We start from the raw sequence: 16,452 nt of genomic DNA, 5'->3' as shown, positions 1-16,452 counted from the left end.
GGGGGGTCGATTATTTTGAATTTTCCGCAAGATCATTTTGAGGCATGGGACATCAGCGATTCCTGGCGATCATTTTTCGAATTTAAGAATCAGAAGAAGGTAAGATAGCCGTGGGGGATGAAAGAGAAGAGAAAGAAGTTGATCGAGCCATGGATGATTGTGACAAAGAAAAGGCTCCGCGTCCTATAAAAAGCGTACCCCAAGATAAGGCCGACAAAGAAAACGAAGACGAGGTACGGAATTGAAGAATAGCCGGAGTGCATCGTCATGAAGAGGAAGGAGGCGAGAAAGATACCTGAATAATTCCCGATTTCCCGCTGCAGCCTCGTTTGAAGGATATAGCGGAAGATCAATTCCTCGCCAAAACCGACGAAAAAGACCATGACGACCGCGAGGACGAAAAGATTGAAAAGATTAAGCGAAGGAATAAGACTCTCGGCCTTCAGAACTGAAAACTCGGCGTTCGCGAGGACGAGGCCGATGGCCACACCAGCACAGAGATAAACTGGATATTTCTTCTTACGCGAGTGAAACGCCTCCGCGATCCCTTTGATTCTTTCGCTCAATCTGATCCTTTCTTCCCTTTTCACAACGAAATACGCGGCGAGGATCGCCGCCCCGTAAATGAACGGGAGCCAGTAAATCGTCAACGGCCAGAAGACAGGCATGCCGATGTTGAGGATTCTCAGTACTGAGATAAGAGAAAAAGGCTGGAAAAGTGAGGCGTCCTTTTTTGCAAAAAGCGGGAAGAAGATGCAGAAGAAAAGGTTGATCCCGTGTATTTCGAGCGTCGTCTCGAGGTTCCTGAAAAAGAAAAATGACTCTGCGAGCGTGATGAGAACGACCGGGACAAAAAGAAAGACCTTCTCTCGCATGCGGATTGCCGAATCTTGTTCATCATAAATAAACAATCCTTTTCGTTGTAAGGAATCGGGAAAAGCGATTTCATTTCAAAGGAGGCCAAAAAATTCGACAAGAACACAGATTCATCGATTGACGGAACCCCGTGATTCCGTGGTCTTCGCTCCTCGCAAATCATCATCGCTGGCTTTCCGCTTTCTGTCGATTTGTTTTTAAACGAAGAAAAACAACTAACCCGATTGACAAAGGATAAATATTTGACCCGGAGTTTCCAGTCGGATGAGGGCCGATCTCGCAAAACACTGGGATTTGATAACGATCGTCATCCTCACGCTGATCCTTGTCCCAATCATTTACCTTCTGCCGGACAATCCCATGAGAATCGTCATCGGCCTCCCCTTCATCCTCTTCTTCCCCGGCTACGCGCTCATCGCCACTCTTTTTCCAGAGAAGAAGAGTATCGATATCGTTGAGAGAATCGCTTTGTCCTTCGGGCTGAGCATCGCCGTCACGCCGCTCATCGGGCTCGGTCTGAATTACACGCCCTTCGGGATCCGGCTCGATCCGATTCTCGCGAGCATCGGAGCCTTCAACATCATCTTCTCCGCCATCGCTTTTTATCGAAGGAAAAGAGCGGAAGATCCATTTCTACCAATTCAGCTGCCCCCGATCCTCGATGCCATTAAAATCAATTTCAGGCAAGGGAATAAAATCGATCGAGCCCTCAACATCATCCTCGTCATTTCGATCGCGGCGAGCCTTGTCGCCTTGGTTTATGTGATCGCCGTGCCGAAGCAGGGGGAGAAGTTCACCGAGTTCTACATCCTCGGTCCCGACGGCAAGGCGCACAACTATCCGACGAATCTGACCGTCGGGGAGAACGCGACGCTCATCATTGGCATTGCGAATCACGAGTACCGCGAAGTCAATTACGCTGTCGAGATCTGGCTCGTCGACTCGAGCTTCGTCAACAACACAACGATCATCAACCACATGTACTTCTTCGATTCTTTCTCCGTCACACTCGCGCACATGCCAGTCAATCTTGAAGGCAACTGGACGCCACAGTGGGAACTGCGTTACAACTTTTCTCTTGGAATCCCAGGGCAATACAAAATGTGGTTCCTCCTTTTCAAAGATCAGATGCCTTTCGAAGGCATCAGATATCAGGACTATGTGAACAGTGGCATGGAATCGAAAATCCTCGATGCCGTCGAAGGTAAAATTCTTTCACTCAATCTCTCGATGAATGTGAAGGAATGAAATTAATTTTCTTATAAAAAATCAAAAATGAAAAGTAAAAACGATTTTAAGCAAAAAGACAAAACATTTATTCATAAACAGAGTTAAATGTCGTAAATATCGGAGAGGAGATTGGTGAGGATTCCACGGGCTGTCAACTTGATTGCGATCATCATTGGAGTCATCGTCCTTCTCGAAGGTTTGGCCCTCGTGAATCTCGCCGCACCGATGAGGATTGATGGGATTGGCGGGATCAGGGAATCAACAGTTTCACTCGGCGGATTGCAACTCTTTCTCCTCGGCCTTCTCTTCCTTGTTTCAATTTGGCTGAGAAAAAGAGACTGGGGGATGGGCAAAAGGCGGGAAATGCTCTCCCTTCTTTTCACAGTCCTGCCGTTCCTCATCGCGACGATCATCGCGATCGAAGGGATCGTCATCGCATCGATGGCCGGCGCCGTCTATTGGGAAGGAATTGGCGGGATCAGGAAATTCTGGATCGGTGCCGCCGGCTGTCAGCTCTTTGTACTCGGCGTCGGTGGATTGCTGACGTCGCGCTTCGCCGACACGCCGCTGAGAACGATTGGCCTGTCGAGAATTTTCGGGATTCTCGTTTCGATGGTACTCGCGGCGGAAGGCCTCTTCGTCATCAGCATCGCGGGCAGGACGTCAATTGAGGGGATCGGCGGAATTATGAGATCAACGTTCGTATACGCTGGCATTCAGCTGCTCATCCTCGCCCTCATTTTGCTCTGTGCCTGGTCCCTGAAAGATGGAATCCTCGCGATCAAGGGGCGAAAAATTCTCGGGCAGCGGGCCATCCACGTTCTCTCGATAATCATCTCGATCATCATCGCCGTTGAAGGGGTCATCCTCGCGATCAAATGCGGCAGGATGTCGATCGAAGGCATCGGTGGCATTCTTGAAAGGACGGTCGTCGCGAGCGGCGCGCAGCTCTTCGCCCTCGGTCTCCTTTCCGCTTCACTCTGGATACTCAACAGAGAGATTTTGCTGAGAATGAGAGCGGCAGAGATCGTCGCTATCGTTGCATCAATCGCAATCGCGTCGGAAGGATTGCTTGTCATGGGATTGGCTGCACCGGCGAATGTGCAGAGCATCGGCGGGATCGCCGCTTCGACCGTCAACACCGCCGGCATGCAGCTCCTTGCCCTCGGCATCATCACATTGATCGCATGGCTCGCCAAGAATTTCGCATCGGAGATTCTCAACGAAAGGCCAATCATCGCGAAAATTGCGTCATACATCATTATCATCGTGACTTTCATCGTCGCCGTTGAATCCCTCTTCGTCATGAATTTCGCATCGGTCACGACGATCAAGAGCGCCGGAACACTGACGGCGAATACCATTCTAATTGGCGGTGTGCAGCTCTTCATCCTCGCAATCGTTCAGCCGATTATTCTCACGATGCCCTTCATCTCCGTCGATGCGAAGACTTTCAAAACTGCCTTCGCAGTTTCTCTCTTCCTCGTGCTCATGGTGCCACCGGCGTTGATCCTATAGGAGGACTGTTAGCATTTTTTTCATATAGAGTTATCAGGAAGGACTATTGAACAACGCCTTACGAAAAAAGATATTTTAGTCGGGGCGCCATTTCAAAAAAACGAGTTGCGTCGGCGGCCGATTCAGTGCTCATCAAGCGTCGCATCGATTAATCCCAAAAGCTTCTTTTCCCTCTCCACAACGCTGAATTTCTCGATGACCCTTTGGCGCGCCAACCTTCCCTTATCTGATTGAAGCGCTTCCCTGATCGCACTCGCCGTCGCTTCAACATCACCGTAGGGCACATAAAATCCCGTGTCGCCAACAACCTCCGGCAATGCGCCCTCTCTCGTGACAACGGGTACACAGCAGCAGCTCATCGCTTCTGCCAGCGCGACGCCAAATGATTCATATCGTGAAAGCTGGCAGTAAACCTTTGCCCGCTGATACCATTCCAAGAGCGATTGCCCATCGAGATAACCCGTGCACTCGACATTTCCTGGCAAAGGCTCATTCATCTGACCCCTCAATTCACCCTCCGTAAAGCCAACAATTACGAACTTCGCCTCTTTGACGAGACTTGCTGCCGAGACGAACGTCGCAATCCCCTTGAGAGCGACGTTCCGATCCCTCGCGACAGAGACTGTCAGTACAATATTTTCCTTTCTTAGAGCGGGCACGAAAAAATCGGTGTCGACGCAATTATAAATGACTTCAGGCTGAGCAGACGGAAAACATTTCAAGATCTCCGATTTGCTGAAAGCCGACACGGCAATGACTTTCGTCGAGTTCTTCACGACGAATTTTGTGATGAGCCTTCTTTTGAAATTTAACGCCCCTCCGTATCCCAGCTCAGGAATCCTCGCGACTTCATATCCACCAACGATGAGAACCGTCTTCTTTCCTGAGATTTTAGAGAACAAAATCGCGGAGAGCGCATGGAAGTCTGCAAACCAAATCACTACGATGTCTGATGAAATCACGCCGTCAATGACGCGCAAATGATTGATGAGAAATTTCAAAGGATCCTCTTTCAAAAATCCGAAATCGATCGTCTCCGTCTCATAATACTTTTCGAAAATCCGACGGTCGATTTCGGTGAACCTGCTGGCTTTCGGCCTGACAAACAAAACTTTCTTTCTCATGGCGTTGCCCTTTTAGACGACGAATGAAATGCCTCGATTAATAAGATTTCTTTATTTTATCTCAAAATGAAGAATGAAAATACATCACTGGTTATAAGTAGACGTCCGATTTGACAAGACTGCTATAATGACTTCAAGGCAAGTTCATGCAAATTGTTCAAATAAATTTACGATGCTGCACAGATAGGCCTCAAGCATGTCAATCGATCAATTAAATGGAGAAAAGACGGTCTTTTTCCACCTTTGACATACAACGCATGATTTTCATTTAAAAAGGAACTCGTTCAATTGTTTCTGCTTCTTGTGGTAATTCGCCTGACGACATCCTCGACCTTCATTTCCTCAACAATCGCATCGATAGAACGGTAACGCAGGTAAATCGGGCCGAGGATCGCGACGACAATACCAGCTATATTATCGAAGACAAGATCGATGACTGTGTCGGAAAGAGAGTACTGCATGCCAGCGCTGAGCGTCTTATCGATGATGAATTCGATAATTTCCCAGAAGACGCCCATGGCGCCGACGAAGACAATGATGAAAAAGGGGAGGAACTTCGGCGGCAGATAGATCGCATCGACATATTTATCGACGATGACAATGCCGACGAATCCGAAGGCGGCGATCATCGAGGTCGAAAGGAAATGCGTCATCTTGTCCCACCACCAGATCGTATCGTATAATTTAACGAGAACGCCGAGGTTGTGGAGGAAGAGCGCGATAAAAATCCAGAGGTTCAACTCAAACGGCACCGTCAGAATCTTCTCTTTTTTCAAAAACCAGGGAATCATCGCCATGCCGAGGCCGAATAGGGCGGAGAAGGCGGCGTATAAATCGCCGTTGAAAAGGCCAAGCAAAAACATCGCGAAGAGCGATCCCTCAAAGAAATGACTGAGTAATTTCTCCGTCTTCGCGCGATTCACTTCGCATCACCGATCCTGCTGATGCCGAAGCGGCGGAGTCGCTCGGCCGGCATCCTGCCTAGATAAACGGCCAGAATGACACCCATGATGAGACCGCCAAAGAAGCTGTAGAGGAGGTTCGTCATGAGGTAGTCGTTGCTGACGAGTGTGTGCGTGCCAAAAACCGCATCGGAAATGAAATCGCCGATCGCGAAAAAGCTGCTGAGCGTCATCGTCAGCATGACAGTGAACGCGACCGCAAAGACCCTGTTCATTCTCAGACTCGTGTAAGTGTGGAGATCGATGACTGTAACGAAGCCAATGAAGAAAGTTGCCATGACCTGAGACGCCCTGAGCAGGTTCTCGTAGTAAAAATGATTTTTCAGACCGAGTGCACTAGGAAGAAAATAGAGGAAAAAGGGTAAGGCGATGAGGCAGAGCAATTCGAACGGCAAAATCCTCGCGACGCTCTGGCTCATGATGGCAGGCAAGACAGCGATGCAAAGTGCCCAGAATCCCATGATGATCCAAAAAAGATTGACCATGAAGATCGCGTACTCTGTCGCGAGAAAAATCGCAATAACCGCTGTCCAGGATAGGGCGATTTGTACGCTGTAGCGATGCATCTCATCGTATTATGCGATCCCCTTACTTAAATTATCACGCACTCATCTCTATTAAATCCCAGATCGCTCAATGAGATTCGCAAGAAAAAAGATGAGAAAGAGGACCGCAAAAAACTTCGTGGCGATGAAATTCCGCTGTTCTTCGTGATCACGTCCACCTCAATTCCACCGCGTCAGCACCTTACGACGAGAAGCGGCACGCTCGCCTTCCTGATGACCTCTTCAGAAGTGCTGCCGAGCGCGAGGCCTTTCAAGAAACTCTTGCCACTCGCACCGATGATAATGAGCGAGGCGTCGAATTCCCTGGTCGCTTCGAGAATGTTGTAGGCGGGGGTACCAAAATGAACATGCGTGATGACTTCGAAGCCAGCGCTCGACAAATCACTTTCGAGTTCCTCGAGCCGCTTTTTGACTTCATCGAACCGCTTGTCCGAGGAGACGCTGTATTTCGTCGATTCGATGACATGAAAGAGGACAATTTTCCTGAGACCTCGCTTGGCCAGATGATGAAGAACGTCGATGACCGTGTAAGTGCACCTCGAAAAATCAATTGGAACTAACGCGGTGCGGAAGAGCATCGTACACGCTGGCTTGATCTTCTTACTCCCATCCTTTTCGATGACCTCGAATTTATCGATGAGCATCGGCTTACTCGTCCTTCTGACGACACCGAAGGAAGTGCTGCCGACAAAAAACTCCTGTGCCCTCCCCTTGCCACTCGAGGCCATGACGATGAGCGTCACTTCTTCCTTTTCAGCGAGCGCCAGGATCTCGTCGACCGGGTTTCCATGGACGACCTTGAACATCGCTTCGAAACCCCTCTCCTTCAGCTTGTTGACGAGCTCCTCCGCCGTCTTCCTTTGATTCTCGGACAGCCTGCCTTTCGGCGGTAGCACATGAACGATGATCACAGTCTCCGCACCAAACTGACGCAACTCTGCGACACAATCAAGCATCATGATCGACTGCTGAGAAAAATCGATGGGAAGAAGGATCTTCTCGAACATGTACACTGACCTAATGCGATGCACGAGACTTAAACATTGTCGCAGGCAAGCGAGGCATAATTACCAGCCTTATGCATTTCTTCTATTCCTTTAAAGCAGGAGGCGTTCGATGAGCTTTGCGATAAGAAAATTTTACAAAGAAAGGGAGGGCTGTATCCTCTTCATTCTTCTTATTTCAATGATCGGACTCTTTCTCGCTTTGCTTCTCAGTGAGAATGCATTCGCGTGGGATCACGAAACTTTCTTGAAAATCAACGCACTCTGGGATCCTTCATTTGAAACGATCTGCAGGATCTTCGCCGAAATGGGCTCATTCTTCTTCTGGTTCATCGTCATCTTCATCCTCTGGCTTATCGGAAAAAGGGAGATGGCGATTTACCTGCTCATTGCGATCCTCATCCACATCGCCGTTGGCGGCACGCTGAAATATGTCGTTGACAGGCCGAGGCCGTTCGAAATCCTCGAGAATGTTCACACGGTCTACCAGCCAGCCGACCCTTCGTTTCCGTCCGGCCACACCGAAGGGAGCTTCGCGGCGGCTACCGTCCTCGGCAGAAAATCTTCCAAACTGATTCTGCCGCTTAGCTTCTTCGCAATCATAGTCGGTTTCGGCAGAATTTACTATGGCGTTCACTGGCCGCTCGATGTCATCGGCGGCGCGGTCATCGGCATTTTCATAGGATTGATTGCCTCAACGTTCAAGATTGATTTCCTGAAAGAAAAAATGGAATCGGGATGGAAGCGTTTCATCTCTTCCTTTTCCTTTAAGAAATAACGGGGAAAGAATGATCACAATCTCTAATTTTTCAAATCAACTGACAAAGAACAATCAGGAATACCATCACACATTTTCATTAAATGATTGATCGAGCACCGCACGAAACTTATTTTCACGAACAATCATTGATATTTGTTAGCATGAGCCAGGACTGCAATTAGCAATTATTTCAAAAAAATCGAAAATGTCAAAAACCCCCTCGGCATTCGCCCTTACGGTGGTGTCGATGCCGGTCTTCAGAGCCGCATCGATAGGAGAAGGGGAGTTGACGAGGAATGGCGCTATCGCTTTGACATTCCTCTCGAGCATGATGTTCGCGACCTCCTACGTCGCGATCAAGGTTGGCGTTGAGAGGAGCAACCCCTTCCTCTTCGAAGCCGTCGTCATCGGGATAGGCGGCATGATCGCAATCCTCTACGCCTTGATTAGGGGATCCTTTACCCTTCGAGTCTTCAAGCGCTGGGAGATCTGGGCAGCGATGGCTGTCGGTGCAATCTCGATTTCCCTTGAATTCATCGGTATGACGATGACGAGCGCGTCCAAAGGAGCGCTGATCATCGGCAGCACTGTTGTCTTTGTAGCTCCAATGTCCGCACTCCTGCTCGGCGAGCGGCTCGACCGCGCTGGCATTTTTGGCATCACCGTCGGGATCGTCGGGCTTATCTCCCTGACAACTGGCTGGGATATCTCGAAACTCCTTGAGGGCGAGTTCCTCGGCGATGCGATGCTCATCGGTTCGGCGGCTTCAGGTGCGCTGATTTGGATTTTGACGAAGAAAGCGATGCGACACCTCAGCCACGATCAGTGGATTTTCGGCGTTTACAGCGTCTATCCACTACCGCTGATCCTGTTCTCAGTCATGACAGTTGATGACTTCGCCATCGATCTCGAATCGATACCGGTGATTCTTTATGTCGGCGTCCTCTGTACCTCCGTACCTTCATTGCTCTGGGCCAAGGGACTGACGAAAATCAGCGTGACAACGTCGGCGACCATCGTTCTTTCGGAATCTGTCTTCGGCACGATCCTCGGATGCCTTGTGCTCGGCGAGACGCTTGACTTTTCAGGACTGATCGGGGCGACGATGATCTTCGCAGCGATCTACGTTGTTTCAAGAAGCGAGAAATTGCCCGAAGACGTTGAGACAAGAGAGGATTCCTGGGATTCAAGGCGGAGAACTGCGAGTCGACTGAACATCTAAAAGGATCTTCTCATCAATTCTTTTTTCATAGGGGATATGTAAATTCGAATCAAGAAATGATCTTGGAACAGGAAGATGTCCCTTTCAAAAAGATCAAGATTGTTATAAAAAAGGAGCGGTCGCCAATGAATCAAGAATTGTTGAAGAATCCACAAAAATTTGATCTTATAGAGAAAAAACAAGGAAAAGAAAATTAATTCATCACCAAAGGCGATCTGCCTTGGAGCCGAGGACTGTCCTAAGGCGGTGCTCGATGGCTACTTTTTCTTCGTCGCCTTCTTCTTCTTTTCTTCCTTCTTTGCTTCTCCCTTCTTCGATCCACACTTTCCGCAGGTCATCCTTTCCCTCCATATCTGGCGCTTGAATAAAAACATTGCCGAGAGTGATATATAAATCTTTGTACCCATCCATATTGCCTGGAAACTTGTCATGCGACAAAGAACAACGTTGATTTCTCTTATGAGAATCATCGCAGGTAATACCTGCATTTATTCCAGGTCTAATTACTGAATAACGAGATCATAGCGACATTCCTCAATGTCCTCGAATACTGGCATTATAGAAGAATAAAAATCAAAAATGATAATCACCTGAGATAATTTATATACCCGCGGGCAATTTTTATCAATTGTGATAATATGCATGCACTAGAAACCTCCCGCCTCTTGACCGATGAATACTCCGCAAGAATTCTTCTTGCGACGATGACGAAACCAAGGAGCGCTTTCGAGCTGAGCGAGTCCCTTGGAATCCCAATCGCCGCCTGTTACAGGAAAATTCATTCGCTCGAAAAGGCTGGCCTCTTAATTTGTGCGGAAAGGAGATTAACGCAAGCCGGAAAGAGAATCAGCCTATACCAATCGAGAGTCAGGATCGCGCAGATCATTTTCGAAAGGAACAGAATCAGAGCGAGAATTGAAATGAACGATGGTACAACAGAGAACTACAACTATGATTTCGATTTTACAGCGCTTGTAAAGGAATGCATTCATGCTGAGAATAGCTAAAGAAAACATTCTCAGAGATTTTCGCGAATATTCGTTACCGTTTCCTCTCTTTTTTTGATAAGCTTTCTTTGATCAGATGATAAATAATCACACTGATCCTCAATGACGAGCTTTAGCAAAGAATTCCAAGGTGTGGGATCAAATATGAATTGGGAAAAAAATGAATCTAAACTCGGAAAGATTCTTATTCAAGTGTAAGAATGAGTAGGAGGAAATCGGATGGAACGGATTGATTTCAAGAACATAGTCGAGAACGCGAAAGATATCATTTACCTTATTGATCAAACTGGGAAGATACTTTATATTAATCCGGCATCGCAGGAAATTATTGGCTACAAGCAGAAGGAGCTTATCGGAACTTCGATTTTTGACCTCATGACCCAAGATTCTCGCAGGTTTTCTTACCTCCAGTTTTCAAAAAGGATAAGAGGGGAGGTCGCCGAGCCGAGGTATTTTGTTGATTTTATTTCAAAAACTGGTGAATTACGGCGATGCGAGATTTATGCCCAACTTGTTAAAAGAGAAAACAGTGGAGTACTTGTTCAAGGAATCATAAGAGATATGACTTTCATAGAATTACTCAAAGAGCAACTCAAGTCTAGCAAGAAACGACTGGAAACGATTATAGAAACAGCAGCGGGAATCATCATGGAGTTGGATCCGAATGGAAAAATCAAAATGGTCAACCGCGGAGCTGAGGTGATACTCGGGTATCGAATGGAGGAAGTCGTTGGCGCAGATTTCGTAGATAGATTCGTTCCGCCTGAGATCCGCGGTGAATTCAGAGAACTGATCAATCACATAGTTAAGAATGAAAAGGTCGCTGAGAGATCATGGGAAATTGAGACAAAGCAGGGAAAGAGGGTATGCATCCTATGGACCTTCAACAGTTTCTACGACGAGCAAGGAAAGATATTAGGAATTGTTGCATTGGGAGAGGATATCACCTCGAGGCTCGAGATTGAAAAAAGCCTTAGGAGACACAATGAATTACTCAAGAGATTAAATGACATAAGTATCGCTGCATCTTCTTCTCTCAATTCAAGAGAAACACTAGCATCTTCGATCAAAATTGTTATCGATTTTTTCAATTTTGATCGGGCAGTGGTTTTTTGTTTCACGAAAGAAATGAAACCGCAGAAGATTCTTTGCCTAGGCGATTGCGATGGAAAAAAAATACTTCCAGACGAAAAGATAGCTGAAGAAATTGCGGAGGAAATCGTCAAGACCAACCGCATCATTTTTGTTTCACAAAGCGAGGAAAATAAATTCAGTGAGAAGTTGAAAGGCATCACTTCTGCAGCGTTTGTCCCGATCAAGGGAAGGAAGATCAATGGTTTCTTTTGCATCTGCTCCGAGGATCGCAAGGATTTCACTCCAGAAGAGAAAAGCTTCTTTGAATCGCTCTCGATCATCATTGGTTATTCCTATGAAAACGCGGTCTTGTATGAAGACCTCTATCGATCGCTTGAGACCATCAAGTTATATGATGATATCGTCCTTCATGACATCGTCAATTTTATGATGCCAATCAATGCATACAGCGAAATCGTCAACGATCTTATCAAGAGGCGAATCTCTGACGAGCGAGAGGAGGATCTGCAGCGGTACGCTTCAAAACTGATGTCTTCAATACGCCGAATGATTGAATTCATCGAAAACGTGAGGCTACTTGCTCGTGCCATTGAGGAAAAAGAGCGAGAAAGGAAGCCAGTGAATCTATTCAATGCACTCGATAAAAGCATCGAGATTGCGAAGCAGAGGTACACCGATGCAAGAATCACTGTTGAGGGGCTTGATGAGAGATCTGTGAACGAAATATTTGTCACTGCGGATGATGCCTTGCCACATGTTTTCCTTAACATTATCACAAATGCGCTGAAATACAGCAATCAGCAGCCCGTTTCAGTTAAATTAAGAATTGATCCTGAACAGAAAATCGCAAGAATTGCGTTTGAAGATCGAGGTCCAGGAATCCCAGATGAATTTAAGGAGAAAATTTTTGACCGACACTTCTCACTTGACACCGAGAAGGCAAAGAAAGGCACCGGCATCGGCCTTGCAATCGTGCACAGGCTCGTCGAGCGCTACGGTGGAAGAGTCTGGGTCGAAGATCGAGTCAAGGGCGATTATTCAAAAGGCGCGCGTTTCATCATCGAATTGCCAATTGCATGATTTTTCAAAATCAGATAATCCATGTACAAACCGCTTTCTCAAAAGAAAGATGACCGAAAATCTATGACTCGACCGCGCTTACAACATTAATCGCCGTTTTCAAAGAAGGCTTTCAATCCCTCGTAAAGAGAAATTCTTGGCTCGAAACCGAGGAAATCTCTCGCGAGCGAGATATCCGCGACGCTATGCCTGATATCACCCTCCCTCGACTTCGCGCGTACGACCTCCACATCGCCGCAGATCGATGCGAGCACCTCGGCGAGCTCGTTGATTGAGGTGCCTCTTCCAGAGCCACAGTTCAACACAAGGTTTCTGACCGGCGAATCGATGGCGAGTTTGATCATGCGTGCGACATCGAGCGCATGAATGAAATCTCTTGTCTGCTCGCCGTCCCCCTCAATGACGATCGGCTCGCCAGCCTTGATCCTTTGAACAAATTTTGTGATTACACCAGAATAAGGACTTCGTGGATCCGCTCTCGGCGAGTAGAAGTTGAAAGGTCTAATGATGAAATAGTCGAGATCGTGACATTCCCCGAACGATCTCACGTATTCCTCTCCTGCTAGCTTGCTGATTCCATAAGGCGATTTCGGATTTGTTGGATGAGCTTCGTCAACAGGCAAATATTTAGGATCACCATAAACGGCAGCACTTGAAATGTAAACGAAGAGATCAACACCAGCAATAAAAGAGGATCTGAGCAAATTGAGCGTGCCGATGATATTGATCTCCGCGTCAAGCAATGGATCCTCAATACTCTTTTCAACACTGACCTGTGCCGCCGCATGAACAACCACATCAGCCCATTCGCATTCACGCATCACGCTCTCGCTATCCCTGATGTCAATCAAAGAGATCACATCGGAATGAGCCTCAACTTTCGGCGATTTGAGATCAATCCCTCGGACGCTATGATCGCAAGAGAGTTCATCGAGCAGGTACGAACCGAGCTGTCCTGCCGCGCCTGTCACCAGGATATTCACGTCATTTGTTATAGACACTCACAAATATAAAGGTGTCAAAATTCCTATTATATTGACAAAAATCGATAGATGCATTGATGATTTCTTTCCATAGATATTGATCGTCAAAATCGACCGCAAGAGTTTTTGAACCTTTCACTTTTTTTAACCCTTTTTCCTATCGCACCGCACAATTCCAATATACTATAGAATTATACAGGTGCTTCACGATAAGCGAATTGCATGACGTGCGTTCTCGTCACAGGCGGCGCTGGTTTCATCGGCTCACACCTATGCGATCGACTTTTAGAAGATGGATACGATGTCATCTGCGTAGACAATCTACTCACTGGGAGAAAGGAGAACATTAGACATTTGATCGGCAGGGAAAGATTCGAGCTGTTACAACATGATATTCTGGAACCCTTTGAAGTGAATGCAGAAATCATCATCAATCTGGCGTCACCGGCTTCACCAGTACACTACCAAGCGGATCCCGTGAAAACGCTGAAAATCAACACAATCGGCATCTTCAATTTGATGGAAATGGCGAAGAAACATAAAGCGATGGTGTTGCAGGCTTCGACGTCGGAAGTCTACGGCGATCCTCTTGTTCATCCACAGAAAGAAGACTACTGGGGAAATGTTAATCCCATCGGACCCAGAAGCTGTTACGATGAGGGGAAACGAGTTGCAGAGAGCATTTTATTCACTTATCATGAAAAGGAAGGCATCGAGATCAAGATAGCAAGGATCTTTAACACCTATGGCCCCAGAATGGCTCAGAACGACGGAAGGGTTGTTTCGAACTTCATTGTGCAGGCGTTGAAAGGGGATGATCTGACAATTTACGGAGACGGCTCGCAGACGAGGTCATTCTGCTACATTTCCGACCTTATCGAGGGATTGATTCGGCTCATGAAGAAAGAGAATTTCACAGGTCCAGTTAACTTGGGGAATCCTGAAGAGATATCTGTTATCGATCTCGCCAAAAAGATCATTGAATTGACAGAGTCTTCTTCAAAAATCACGTTCAAGCCGTTGCCGCGGGACGATCCCGCACGCAGACGGCCAGATATCACTCTCGCAATGAAAATGCTCGGCTGGAAACCGACAGTCGATTTGGAAACAGGATTGAAGAAAACGATCGCATATTTCAAAAAACATTTGTGAACGAATTGACGCACTGTTCGTCGCATAGCAATGGATTATAAACGGTCTTGCCAATTTAGAGAGCAATCTCGAGAAAAAGATGGTCAGATGAATGTTGTTAAGAGAATTGCGAGGAATACGCTTTCCCTGGCCGCTGCTTATATATTCAGCCAGATCATCACTTTAATTCTTTCAATCTTCCTCGCGCGATTTCTTGGCGAGGAGAAATACGGCGCATATGTCTTCGCGTTCGCATTTGCTGGCCTGATCTTCGTCATCGCCGATTTCGGGCTCAATGGTCTTTTGGTTGTTGAGGTTTCGAAAAACAAGTCGATCGCATCGCGATACATGCCGACAACGCTGCTTCTCAGATCTTTACTCGGCTTCATCTGCCTATTGATTTCATTTTCAGCGGTCTTGATCACCTCTTATCCAAAAGAGACTGCTTTCGTCATCATGGTCGTTGCGATGACGAGTTTCTTCGGCAACCTGACGGCCGTCTTTTTTGGAATGTTCAATGCCTTCGAGTGCATGCATTTGAATCTTCTCGTTCAAATCATCGAGCGCTCTTTTACAGTTACAATCGTCCTCGCGATGCTCTTCTCGGGATTTGGTCTTACAGAAATCATCCTCGTCATCTTCGCAGGCAGCATCCTCAGCTTCTTGATCGCATATCTGATCTTCTCAAAGTCAATCACACGGCCGATATGGAAGTTTTCGATCAGCGATGCGAAAGCGCAGTTTAAACGCGCGACACACTTCGCGACTTCGAGCGTTCTCCTCACATTGCTTTATACAATTAACACTGTCCTCGTACAAATATGGGGAGGCAATATCGCCGCAGCTTATTACGGCGTTGCATATAACCTCGCCATCCCGCTCAGTCTTCTTCACACCTTTTTCCTCGGCGCGATTATGCCATTGACCTCTCAGACTTACGAGCAATCGATTGAAAAGCTGAAGATGATTCAGCAAAAGGCGATGAAATTCCTGTTTTTCTTCGGCCTTCCGATCACGATCGGTGGCGTCATTGTCGGGGGAGAAGTTGTCACATTTCTTTACGGTGAGAATTTCGCACCTGCGATCCTGCCGTTTCAGATTCTCATCCTCGTCGTCGCGGTTAAGTATTTCTGCGGGAACATCGCGAATGTGCTTGCCTCTGCGAATCTAATGCGTCTCAACGCTTATTCCGTTGTCGCGGCGACGGTGGTGAATATCGGCGTTTGTGGAATCCTTATCCCCCTTTACGGACCTGCAGGCGGTGCGGCAGCGTTCTTGCTTGCAAATGTTGTAATGGGGTTCATGAATTTACGCTTCATGACATCACGCCTCTTTTCGGTCGATTATATAGACATTGGATTGAAGACGATTGTCGCTTCGGTTGCTCTTGCGATTTTCCTGATTATTGTGAAAAGTTATCTTAATGCCATTCTTACGATTGTTGCTGGTACAGTTTTTTACATCGCCGTTGGACTCATGATCGGCACATTTGACAAAGGAGACAGAGACATTCTCTTCAGACTTGTAAGAGAATGAGCTAGTCGATTGAAATTCGAAATGATTAAGTGATTTGACTCGAATTGAATCTTTCAAGGGGGTAACATGGTTCTTGAATTGAATGTAACAGAAAGAAAGGACGTGATCACAAAGGATGGGAAGAAGATCGGAACACTGATAGGCGCGAATGTTGACACGAAAACGTGGACGGTGTTGACACTGGTTGTCGAGGTCTTCAAGGAAGTCATCGAAGATCTCAAGATCAAAAAATCCGTTTTAAAGGCCCCGAAAATCACCCTGAAAACCGATATCGTCAGCGTCGTGGGAGACGTCGTCCAATTGAGTGTCGACATCAAAGAACTTAAGGATTACATCTGAAGTACGGGAATCCAATTTT

16 protein-coding genes are annotated in these 16,452 nt (G+C 47.0%); 9 read left to right on the top strand and 7 right to left on the bottom strand.

Annotated features, from left to right (window positions below):
- Window positions 1-89: 89 nt before the first annotated feature.
- Complete coding sequence (locus H5T41_00585; protein ID MBC7107284.1) at window positions 90-875, bottom strand: CPBP family intramembrane metalloprotease; 786 nt, start codon at window positions 873-875, stop codon at window positions 90-92.
- A 265-nt stretch (window positions 876-1,140) separates the two neighbouring features.
- Here H5T41_00585 and H5T41_00580 point away from each other — a divergent pair, with 265 nt between their 5' ends.
- Window positions 1,141-2,124 (top strand): DUF1616 domain-containing protein, encoded by a 984-nt coding sequence (locus H5T41_00580; protein ID MBC7107283.1) that lies wholly within the window; start codon window positions 1,141-1,143, stop codon window positions 2,122-2,124.
- Between the two features lie 114 nt (window positions 2,125-2,238).
- A complete protein-coding gene (locus tag H5T41_00575; protein ID MBC7107282.1) occupies window positions 2,239-3,624 on the top strand; it encodes a hypothetical protein in 1,386 nt (461 codons plus the stop codon).
- 122 nt (window positions 3,625-3,746) lie between these two features.
- Here the strand turns inward: H5T41_00575 and H5T41_00570 are convergent, their stop codons facing one another.
- The 4 genes from H5T41_00570 to H5T41_00555 form a co-directional block, all read right to left on the bottom strand.
- Complete coding sequence (locus H5T41_00570; GenBank protein MBC7107281.1) at window positions 3,747-4,748, bottom strand: glycosyltransferase family 4 protein; 1,002 nt, start codon at window positions 4,746-4,748, stop codon at window positions 3,747-3,749.
- A 284-nt stretch (window positions 4,749-5,032) separates the two neighbouring features.
- Window positions 5,033-5,671, bottom strand: a complete 639-nt coding sequence (locus H5T41_00565; protein MBC7107280.1) for a hypothetical protein — start codon at window positions 5,669-5,671, stop codon at window positions 5,033-5,035.
- On the bottom strand, window positions 5,668-6,276 hold the full coding sequence (locus tag H5T41_00560) for a hypothetical protein (protein MBC7107279.1): 609 nt from the start codon (window positions 6,274-6,276) through the stop codon (window positions 5,668-5,670). Before H5T41_00560 ends, H5T41_00565 begins: the two co-directional genes overlap by 4 nt.
- Before the next feature lie 173 nt (window positions 6,277-6,449).
- Window positions 6,450-7,283, bottom strand: a complete 834-nt coding sequence (locus H5T41_00555) for a universal stress protein (protein MBC7107278.1) — start codon at window positions 7,281-7,283, stop codon at window positions 6,450-6,452.
- 109 nt (window positions 7,284-7,392) lie between these two features.
- Between H5T41_00555 and H5T41_00550 the strand changes: the two genes are divergently transcribed.
- Entirely contained in the window at window positions 7,393-8,058 is a 666-nt protein-coding gene (locus tag H5T41_00550; GenBank protein ID MBC7107277.1) for a phosphatase PAP2 family protein, read from the top strand.
- Window positions 8,059-8,287: 229 nt separating this feature from the next.
- Window positions 8,288-9,262 (top strand): DMT family transporter, encoded by a 975-nt coding sequence (locus H5T41_00545; protein MBC7107276.1) that lies wholly within the window; start codon window positions 8,288-8,290, stop codon window positions 9,260-9,262.
- A 201-nt stretch (window positions 9,263-9,463) separates the two neighbouring features.
- On the opposite strand, the gene H5T41_00540 is transcribed toward H5T41_00545, so the two are convergent.
- Window positions 9,464-9,673, bottom strand: a complete 210-nt coding sequence (locus H5T41_00540; GenBank protein MBC7107275.1) for a hypothetical protein — start codon at window positions 9,671-9,673, stop codon at window positions 9,464-9,466.
- 227 nt (window positions 9,674-9,900) lie between these two features.
- Here H5T41_00540 and H5T41_00535 point away from each other — a divergent pair, with 227 nt between their 5' ends.
- Window positions 9,901-10,269, top strand: a complete 369-nt coding sequence (locus tag H5T41_00535) for a helix-turn-helix transcriptional regulator (protein ID MBC7107274.1) — start codon at window positions 9,901-9,903, stop codon at window positions 10,267-10,269.
- Window positions 10,270-10,488: 219 nt separating this feature from the next.
- Window positions 10,489-12,444 (top strand): PAS domain S-box protein, encoded by a 1,956-nt coding sequence (locus tag H5T41_00530; protein MBC7107273.1) that lies wholly within the window; start codon window positions 10,489-10,491, stop codon window positions 12,442-12,444.
- Window positions 12,445-12,530: 86 nt separating this feature from the next.
- Here the strand turns inward: H5T41_00530 and H5T41_00525 are convergent, their stop codons facing one another.
- The gene (locus H5T41_00525) at window positions 12,531-13,427 is read right to left on the bottom strand and encodes an NAD-dependent epimerase/dehydratase family protein (protein MBC7107272.1); all 897 of its coding nucleotides are present in this window, start codon (window positions 13,425-13,427) and stop codon (window positions 12,531-12,533) included.
- 222 nt (window positions 13,428-13,649) lie between these two features.
- Here H5T41_00525 and H5T41_00520 point away from each other — a divergent pair, with 222 nt between their 5' ends.
- The 3 genes from H5T41_00520 to H5T41_00510 all read left to right on the top strand — a co-directional run bounded on the left by H5T41_00520 (window position 13,650) and on the right by H5T41_00510 (window position 16,433).
- Window positions 13,650-14,579: an SDR family oxidoreductase gene (locus H5T41_00520; GenBank protein MBC7107271.1), complete on the top strand. Its 930-nt coding sequence runs from the start codon at window positions 13,650-13,652 to the stop codon at window positions 14,577-14,579.
- An 87-nt stretch (window positions 14,580-14,666) separates the two neighbouring features.
- Window positions 14,667-16,094: a flippase gene (locus H5T41_00515; GenBank protein ID MBC7107270.1), complete on the top strand. Its 1,428-nt coding sequence runs from the start codon at window positions 14,667-14,669 to the stop codon at window positions 16,092-16,094.
- Between the two features lie 66 nt (window positions 16,095-16,160).
- On the top strand, window positions 16,161-16,433 hold the full coding sequence (locus H5T41_00510; GenBank protein MBC7107269.1) for a hypothetical protein: 273 nt from the start codon (window positions 16,161-16,163) through the stop codon (window positions 16,431-16,433).
- The last annotated feature ends 19 nt before the right edge of the window (window positions 16,434-16,452 follow it).

This window comes from Methanomassiliicoccales archaeon (assembly GCA_014361295.1).
Classification (GTDB): Archaea; Thermoplasmatota; Thermoplasmata; order Methanomassiliicoccales; family JACIVX01; genus JACIVX01.
The sequence above is the reverse complement of the archived record's forward strand: the minus strand, read 5'-3'. Positions and strand labels throughout refer to the sequence as shown.